The sequence below is a fragment of the Kitasatospora sp. NPDC127116 genome (assembly GCF_042677365.1).
Taxonomy (GTDB): Bacteria; Actinomycetota; Actinomycetes; order Streptomycetales; family Streptomycetaceae; genus Kitasatospora; species Kitasatospora lactacystinica.
Window position 1 is genome coordinate 87,760 of sequence record NZ_JBHXTL010000018.1, and the last position, 7,366, is coordinate 95,125.

The 7,366-nt window shown below is 72.9% G+C and carries 7 protein-coding genes; 6 read left to right on the plus strand and 1 reads right to left on the minus strand.

Annotation, left to right across the window (positions count from 1 at the left end):
• Positions 1 to 41 precede the first annotated feature (41 nt).
• The 5 genes from ACFVHV_RS11245 to ACFVHV_RS11265 all read left to right on the plus strand — a co-directional run bounded on the left by ACFVHV_RS11245 (position 42) and on the right by ACFVHV_RS11265 (position 5,488).
• Positions 42 to 851: an ABC transporter ATP-binding protein gene (locus ACFVHV_RS11245; RefSeq protein WP_359899003.1), complete on the plus strand. Its 810-nt coding sequence runs from the start codon at positions 42 to 44 to the stop codon at positions 849 to 851.
• Positions 848 to 2,239 carry a hypothetical protein gene (locus tag ACFVHV_RS11250; RefSeq protein WP_380350757.1) on the plus strand — a complete coding sequence of 464 codons (1,392 nt, stop codon included), beginning with the start codon at positions 848 to 850 and terminating at the stop codon, positions 2,237 to 2,239. The genes ACFVHV_RS11245 and ACFVHV_RS11250 overlap by 4 nt, the downstream gene beginning before the upstream one ends.
• The gene (locus ACFVHV_RS11255) at positions 2,239 to 2,823 is read left to right on the plus strand and encodes a hypothetical protein (RefSeq protein WP_380350759.1); all 585 of its coding nucleotides are present in this window, start codon (positions 2,239 to 2,241) and stop codon (positions 2,821 to 2,823) included. Before ACFVHV_RS11250 ends, ACFVHV_RS11255 begins: the two co-directional genes overlap by 1 nt.
• Positions 2,824 to 3,001: 178 nt before the next feature.
• Positions 3,002 to 4,372: a (5-formylfuran-3-yl)methyl phosphate synthase gene (locus ACFVHV_RS11260; RefSeq protein WP_380350761.1), complete on the plus strand. Its 1,371-nt coding sequence runs from the start codon at positions 3,002 to 3,004 to the stop codon at positions 4,370 to 4,372.
• Positions 4,373 to 4,486: 114 nt separating this feature from the next.
• Complete coding sequence (locus ACFVHV_RS11265) at positions 4,487 to 5,488, plus strand: phospholipase (RefSeq protein ID WP_380350762.1); 1,002 nt, start codon at positions 4,487 to 4,489, stop codon at positions 5,486 to 5,488.
• An 88-nt stretch (positions 5,489 to 5,576) separates the two neighbouring features.
• Here ACFVHV_RS11265 and ACFVHV_RS11270 read toward each other — a convergent pair whose 3' ends face one another.
• Positions 5,577 to 6,212, minus strand: coding sequence for a TetR/AcrR family transcriptional regulator (locus tag ACFVHV_RS11270; protein WP_380350763.1), 636 nt, complete (start codon positions 6,210 to 6,212; stop codon positions 5,577 to 5,579).
• Between the two features lie 157 nt (positions 6,213 to 6,369).
• On the opposite strand from ACFVHV_RS11270, the gene ACFVHV_RS11275 reads away from it, so the two are divergent.
• Positions 6,370 to 7,155 carry an SDR family NAD(P)-dependent oxidoreductase gene (locus ACFVHV_RS11275; protein ID WP_380350765.1) on the plus strand — a complete coding sequence of 262 codons (786 nt, stop codon included), beginning with the start codon at positions 6,370 to 6,372 and terminating at the stop codon, positions 7,153 to 7,155.
• The last annotated feature ends 211 nt before the right edge of the window (positions 7,156 to 7,366 follow it).

The following is a 7,366-nucleotide window of genomic DNA, read 5'->3' on the forward strand; positions in this document are numbered from 1 at the left end:
ATGTCCACCCTCGAACGTCCACCATCGAAAGGGACCACCGCATGACACCCGTGACGAGCGCGGCCGACACCGCGCCGAAGACCTACGCCTGGGAGATCCGGGCCGACGGCCTGAAGGTCCGCGTCGGACGGAACAAGATGGCCGTCGACGGCCTCGACCTCTCCCTGGGCATCGGCGCCCACGGCCTCCTGGGGCCCAACGGGGCGGGGAAGACCACCCTGATCCGGACCCTGGCCACGGTGCTGCGCCCCACCGAGGGCGAACTGGAGATGCTCGGCACCTCCCTGGGCCGGGCGGGCGACCACCGGGCCCTGCGCCGCCGCATCGGCTACCTCCCGCAGGACTTCGGCTACTACAAGCGCTTCACGGTGCGCGAGTTCGTCGAGTACATGGCCTGGTTGAAGGAGGTCCCGAAGAAGGACGTCCCCGAGGCCGTCCAGCGCGCCGTGGAACGGGTGGGCCTGGCCGACCGCGCCGACCACCGGATGAAGACCCTCTCCGGCGGCATGGTGCGGCGGGCCGGCATCGCCCAGGCCATCGTCAACTCCCCGGCGGTGCTGCTGCTGGACGAGCCGACGGCCGGCCTCGACCCGGCACAGCGGCTGCGCTTCCGCGAGCTGCTGCACGACCTGGGCCGCGACACCTGCGTGGTCGTCTCCACCCACCTGGTCGAGGACGTCGCGGCGGCCTGCTCCGACGTGGTCCTGTTCGCCGACGGCCGCCTCGTCTTCCAGGGCACGCCGGACGAACTGGCCGCCGCGGGCAGCACCGAGCACCCCGGCGACAGCCCCCTGGAGCGCGGCTACTCGGCGCTGCTCCGCACCTCCGGACAGCAGGGGAGCGCCTGGTGAACCGACGTGTGCTGCGAACCGAACTGAAGCGCTCGGCCGCCCCGTGGGCCGGAGCCGTCGTCCTGGGCGGCAGCCTGGCGGTCTTCCTCCTGTACGACGGAATCTGGTCGAGGGGCACCGCCGGGTGGACGGCCCAGTGGACCACCATGGCCATGTGGACCCGTTCCCTGCTGGCCTTCTGGCTGCCGCTCGTGGTCGGCATCGGGGCGGTGTACGGGCTGCGTGAGCCCCGCTCGCGGATGACCGAACTGCTGACGACCACGCCGCTGCCGGCCTGGCGCCGTGCGGTGCTGCCGGCGGGTGCGATCGCGCTCGCGCTGGCGGTGGGCTTCGGCCTCCTCGTCGTCGTGGGCGGAGCGCAGGTGGCGTTCGGCCCGACCACCTACATGGGCCTCGGCTGGCTGCCGATCTCGCTGGTGGCGGTCCTGGGCCTCGTCGCGGCCGCCGTGTTCGCCATGGGCGTCGCGCGGACGCTGCCCTCCGTCCTCACCCCGCCCGCCCTGGTGGTGGCCTGCCTCGCGGTGACGGGCATGCTGCGGATACGGATCGAAGGGGAGGTGCCGGAGAGCAGGACGTCGAACCGGATCGGCCTGCTGTCCCCGGTGACCGCGGACCCGCGGCAGATGCTGCTGACCCTCTCCGACTCCGTCCACCTCGGCCAGACGGTCTGGCTGCTCGGCCTGCTCGCCACCGGCCTCGCGCTGCTGGCGGCCGCCACCCGCCGGGCCCGGCTGCTCGCGGTGGCCCCCGTCCTGGCCGGCGCCGCCGTGGCCCTGCTGGTCCTGCCGGCCGCCGCGCGCGACAGCTACGTCGTCGACAAGGCCGCCGCGGCCATGGTGTGCGACGGACCGGTGTGCGTGACCCGGGCCAGCCGCTCGCACCTGGCCGAGCTCGCGCCGCGCGGCCGGGAGGCGCTGCGCGTGCTGCACGAGTCCCTGGGCGACAAGGCGCCGACCTCGGTACGGGAGGACACCGCGCTGCGCGCGCTCGGCGATCCCCGCTCGCTCCCCGCCGACGCGGTGCTGGTCGACTTCGACGATCAGCTGTTCATCGATGCGACCGGCAACGACCTGACCCGCGCACTGGTCGCCCAGGGGCTGGCACCGAGCTGCCACGCCCGCACCTCCCGGGAGGGCGGGTCACAGAACGACGTCGCCCTCCAGAGCGCCGTCGTGAGCTGGGCCCTCGGTGACCCCGCCCTCCGGCCGATGGCGGAGCAGGACACCGACGCGTTCTCGCGCAGGGCATGGGCGGACGCCGACGCCCTCTGGCAGGAGCTGAAGGGGATGGCGCCCGCCGAGCAGCGCTCGCGGATCGCCGAGCTGCGCACCGCAGCCCTCTCCTGCACGGCAAGGCTGCGCGAGGTGCCGGTGGGAGGTGTGTCGTGATGAGGTGGCTGACGCTGTACGCGCGTTCACGGCAGGTGCCCGCCTCGGCCGCCGCGGTCGTGCTCGTCGCGCTGGCGGTGTGGGCCCTCACCCGGGGCTACGGTACGGGCGCGACGGATGCGATGGACCCGACCGCGTTCTACCTGCTCACCGCGGGCGTGGCGGCCGGCTCCGTCGGGCTCGGCGGGCAGGACCTCGCACTGGACCGGACGGCCGCGATCCGCTGGGCGCCCCGCCGGGCGGCTCACACGGTGCTGATCGGCGCGGTCGCCGGTGCGGCGCTGCTGGCGGTCCAGGCGGTGGGTCCGACGTTCGTCCCCACCGAGGTCGTCGTCCGGGACAGCGCGGGCCTGGTCGGCCTGGCCGCGCTCGGGGCGGTGCTCTGCGGGGCGCACCTGGCCTGGGTCCTGCCGACCGGCTGGCTGGCGTTCGCCGTCCTCGTCCCGCCGCTGCCGCCCACCACCGTGGGGAAGGCCTTCGGCTGGATGACCTTTCCCCCCGGCACGGAGGCGTCCACTTGGACCGCGGTGGCGCTGCTGGTGACCGGCGGCGCGCTGTACGCCGCTGTCGGCCCGAGGCGCTGACCCAGGGCCCGCCCGCGAGTTCGGCGAGGTCCTCGGGCGAGCGGGCGCAGGTCGCGGAGGGGGAATGTCAAGGATCTTCACTCCTTCGAGTGGTGGCCGATCGTCGATCGGTCGGCAGGGGTCCCCCGGCGGTCAAGACTGACCCCCGAAACGAGCGTCAGCTTTCGGAGGGGGAACGGTGTCGACCATCGGAATGTCCGGCATACCCGGCGCGGTCGGAGCGGATCGACGGCTGCTGGTCAGCGTCTTCGACCCGCAGGAGGCGCGGGAGGCGGTCCTCGGCGGTGCGCGGATCATCGACAGCGAGGATCCGCGCAGCGCGCTCGGGACCATCAAGCCGCGCCGGATCATGGACATCGCGGACGCGGTGCTGGCCGCCCGGCGGGACCTCCCGGTCCAGTTGAGCACCAACATCGGTGAGGACCAGCTGCTGTTCCGGCGCGCGGAGAACGGCCTGGCCCTGCCCAAGTCGGCGTACGAGCAGGTCGGCAAGGCGGCGCAGGCCGCCCTCGGAGTCGCCCTGGCGATGGGCACCCGGGTGCATCCCTGCGGGATCGTCAAGGTCGGCCTGGACGGCATGCGGACCGGTGAACTGGCCGAGGTGCTCGGCGAGATCACGGCGACGCTGCGCCGGAGCGAGCAGTTGTCGCACACCCGGGTGATGTCCGTACTGTTCGCCCAGGACCTCGACCTGTGGGACGCCCGCAAGACGCTGCCGCAGGTGCGGCGCGCCCTGGTGGGCCTGCGGGAGTACTACCCGTGCGCGCCGTCCACGCCCGGGGCGTTCGACCTCGCCGAATACGCGGACGCGCTGCTCGACGTGCACGGCGGGCCGCTCTTCGACGGCCGGCGGCCGGACCTGGCCGGGCTGAGGGCGTCCGGCGCCCTGCCGGCGGAGGCGCCCACCGGTTTCGTGGCCGTCAACGAGCCCTTCGCCCACCGGAGTCACGGCCTGACGCCGGGCCGTCGCACCGACCGGGAGGCGATCCGCGCGGTGGTCGAGGCCAGCGCCGCGGCCGGTGCCGACGCGATCATGGTGGACACCAGCATCCTGCTGAAGGTCGCCCGGATCGGACTGGTCTCCACCGCCGGCAGCCCGGAGCTCGCGGACCTCGACCGCCACGACACCGACCGGCACGGTCTGGCCAGGGCCGGAATCCTCTCGCTGGAGGAGATCCGGTTCTTCGTGGAGCTGTGCCACGCCCACGGCCTGGAGGCGAACCTGGCCGGCTCGGTGCAGAGCCACCACGCCCAGCAGGTCTGGCGGCTGGTACCGGAGCTCGACCAGCTCTCCGCCCGCGGCGGCGTCAGCGCCCTGGCCCGAGACCCGTACGGGAGCACCGGCCGGGGCACCCGGCACGAGCGGACCGTCCGCCGCACCCTGGTGGGCGGGCTGGTCCCGCCCGAGCAGGGCGGCCGGCTGGTGGTGCCGCGGCGGATGACGGAGCAGCCCGGGGCGCTCGACGACGTGGCGGACCTGCTCAAGCGCCACCCCGGCCTCGACGCGTACTCCTCCGACGACCACGGGGTGCTGGCGCCGCTCGGCTGACGGACGACCGTTCCGGTGTCCTGGCCGAGTCCCCCGGATGCCGTTCATCGCCCGTTCGCCGTACGCCGAGGCGCAGTTGGTGGGATCGTCCTGTCAGTACACCAACAAGAAGGAGTGTTCCCCTTGGCCACTCACCCCAGGCGCGGCGCCCGCTCGCGAACCCTCCCGGCACTGGCGGCGGCGCTGTGCGGGATCGTCGGCGCCACCGCGCTCGGCACCACCCCGGCGGCGGCCGCCGCCGACCAGCGTCACCCGATCTACGCCATCGCGCACCGGGTCGACACCCTGGACGGCGTGGACGCCGCGATCAACCACGGCGCCAACGCCATCGAGATCGACGTCTGCGCCTGGTGGAACCCGAACGAGTGGCGCGCCTACCACGACTGTTCCTCGGCCGGCGAGAACCGGCTCGGCCCCAGCTTCGACAGCATGCTCGACCGCATCGTCTCCAACGCCGACGCGGGACGCCGGCTGTCGCTGGTCTGGCTGGACATCAAGGACCCCAACTACTGCGGCGAGGAGCCCAACCGCACCTGCAGCGTCGCCGGACTGCGCGACAAGGCCCAGCGGCTGACGGCCGCCGGCATCCAGGTGCTCTACGGCTTCTACGAGTACCACGGCGGCAGCACCCCGGACGTCGGCGGCCGGGGCTGGAAGAGCCTGGAGGGCAGGCTCGGCCCGCTGGAGGGCATCACCACGACCGGCACCCGCGACCAGGTGCAGAGCGCCTTCGCCAAGTCCGGCGCCGGCTTCCCGGCCGGCCGCCGGGCGATGGACTACGGCGACAGCGACATCACCAAGGGCTTCGGCAACTGCACGGAGGCCACCTACAACACCTGCGCGGAACTGAAGAAGGGAGCCGCCGACCGGGCCGCCGGACGACTCGCGGCCACCCTCTCCTGGACGACCACCTACAACGACCCCTGGTACGTCGACAAGCTGCTGGGCGACGCGCAGGTGGACGGCATCATCGCCGGCTACGGCGCCTTCACCGGCGTGCGGGAGTACGACAACAGCTGGCAGTGCGCCAACGCCGTCAACCTGGTCAAGGACTGGGTGAACCGCCACAGCGGCACCCACCGCATGGCCACCAGCGGCGACCGCCTGTTCAAGTAGGAGACGGCCCGACCCGACCCGACCGCACTCGGCGCAGGCCGGGTGCGGTCGGCTGCCTTTCGGCGGGGTGGCAGCCGTTGGGCGGCGGTCAGCAGGTCGGGGCGGCGGGCGCGGCCAGCGGTTCGTCGTCGGTGCCCGGCGCCAGGCCGCGGAGCAGGTGGGTGAGCAGGTCGTCGAAGACCTCGTCCAGGGCCGGGCCGGAGAGCCGACCGCTCGCGGTCTGGGCGGCCACGCCGTGGACGGCGGTGAAGAGGATGGCGCCGATCCGGTCGGCGTCGCCGGCCCGGATCAGCCCCTGGGCCTGGCCGAGGGCGATGAGCGCGCGGAGGTCGTCCTTCAGCGGCTGCCAGGCGAGCTCCAGTCCGTCCGTCACGGCGGGGTCGTGCTTGCGGGCGAAGGCCAGCTCCAGCAGTGCGCCGTGGTCGGCGGCGAAGTCGACGTACGCGCGGGCGACGGCGAAGGCCCGCTCGCGGAAGCCGTCCCCGCTCCTGGCGAGACCGCTGCGGGCCGCGGCGGTGAGCCGCTGGACGCCGGCGAGCGCGAGGGCGTCGAGCAGGGCGCGCCGGTCCTTGAAGTGGCGGCTGGGCGCGGCGTGGCTCACGTCGAGCGAGCGGGCGAGCTCGCGCAGGGACAGCGCGTCGGCGCCCTGCTCGCGCAGGGTCTGTTCGGCGCGTTCCAGTAGCGCGGCGCGGAGGTCTCCGTGGTGGTAGTGGCCCGTTCGCATGGGCATCAGCATACGAGCATGTAGTCATTGACAACATTGTTGTCGGTGTCTACATTGGGGCCCGTGGAGCGGACCCGGGTGTTCGCCGACCGCCGACCGCCGACTGCCGAGCGCCAGCCGCCAACCACAACCGCACCCCGTCGTATCGAGGAGAGTCATGGACTTCGCCCGCAAGACCACCCTGATCACGGGAGCGTCCACCGGCATCGGGGCCGCCTTCGCCCGCGAGCTCGCCGCCCGCGGGTCGGACCTCGTCGTCGTCGCCCGCAGCGAGGACAAGCTGAACCGCCTCCAGCAGGAGCTGACAGCGGCGCACGGCGTCACCGTGCACGTCGTCCCGCTCGACCTCGCCCGCCCCGGCGCCGCCGCGGAGCTGCAGGACCGCGTCGAGAAGCTGGAGGTGACGGTCGACGTCCTGATCAACAACGCCGGCTTCGCGACCTTCGGCGCCGTCGCCACGAGCGATCCGACGAGGATGGCCGAGGAGGTGCAGCTCAACTGCGCCACACTCACCGACCTGACCGCCCGGCTGCTGCCCGGCATGGTCGAGCGCGGCCGGGGCGCGGTGGTCAACGTGGCGAGTACGGCCGCATTCCAGCCGATTCCCCGGATGGCCGTCTACGGCGCGACCAAGGCGTACGTGCTTTCCTTCACCGAAGCCCTGGCGAACGAACTCCGCGGCAGCAACGTCCGCGCCCTGGCGATCTGCCCCGGTGCCACCGACACCCCCTTCTTCGACGTCGCCGGCGAGCAGGCCGCTGTGGGCATCCGCCGACGGCCCGAGCAGGTCGTCGCCACCACGCTGGCGGCGCTGGAGAAGGGGCGGCCGAGCGTCGTCGACGGCTTCCTCAACCGTCTCGGGACCCTGGCACCCCGGCTCCTGCCGCGACGCGCCACGGTTGCGGTCGCCGAGCGGGTCACCCGGCCGAGCCCGGCGGTCTGAGCATTTGGTCTCCGCCCCGGAGGGGAGTAGTGTTCTCCGGGTTGCCCCACGGGACGGCCCCTCGGAACAAGCTCGAATAGTAATTCGAGAATGACCGGGGAAAACGGACCGAAAAGCTCTGATAGAGTTCGGGAGCGCCGAAAGGCGAAAGCGAATCGAATGAATGAAACTCCGGAAAACGGAGCGGAAAACATCTGATAAGCTGGAAACA

Bases quoted from the DNA above. Each gene is read 5' to 3' on its own strand.
- ACFVHV_RS11245 (WP_359899003.1), top strand. From the start codon at position 42: ATGACACCCGTGACGAGCGCGGCCGACACCGCGCCGAAGACCTACGCC.
- ACFVHV_RS11255 (WP_380350759.1), top strand. From the start codon at position 2,239: ATGAGGTGGCTGACGCTGTACGCGCGTTCACGGCAGGTGCCCGCCTCG.
- ACFVHV_RS11270 (WP_380350763.1), bottom strand. From the start codon at position 6,212: ATGCGAACGGGCCACTACCACCACGGAGACCTCCGCGCCGCGCTACTG.
- ACFVHV_RS11275 (WP_380350765.1), top strand. From the start codon at position 6,370: ATGGACTTCGCCCGCAAGACCACCCTGATCACGGGAGCGTCCACCGGC.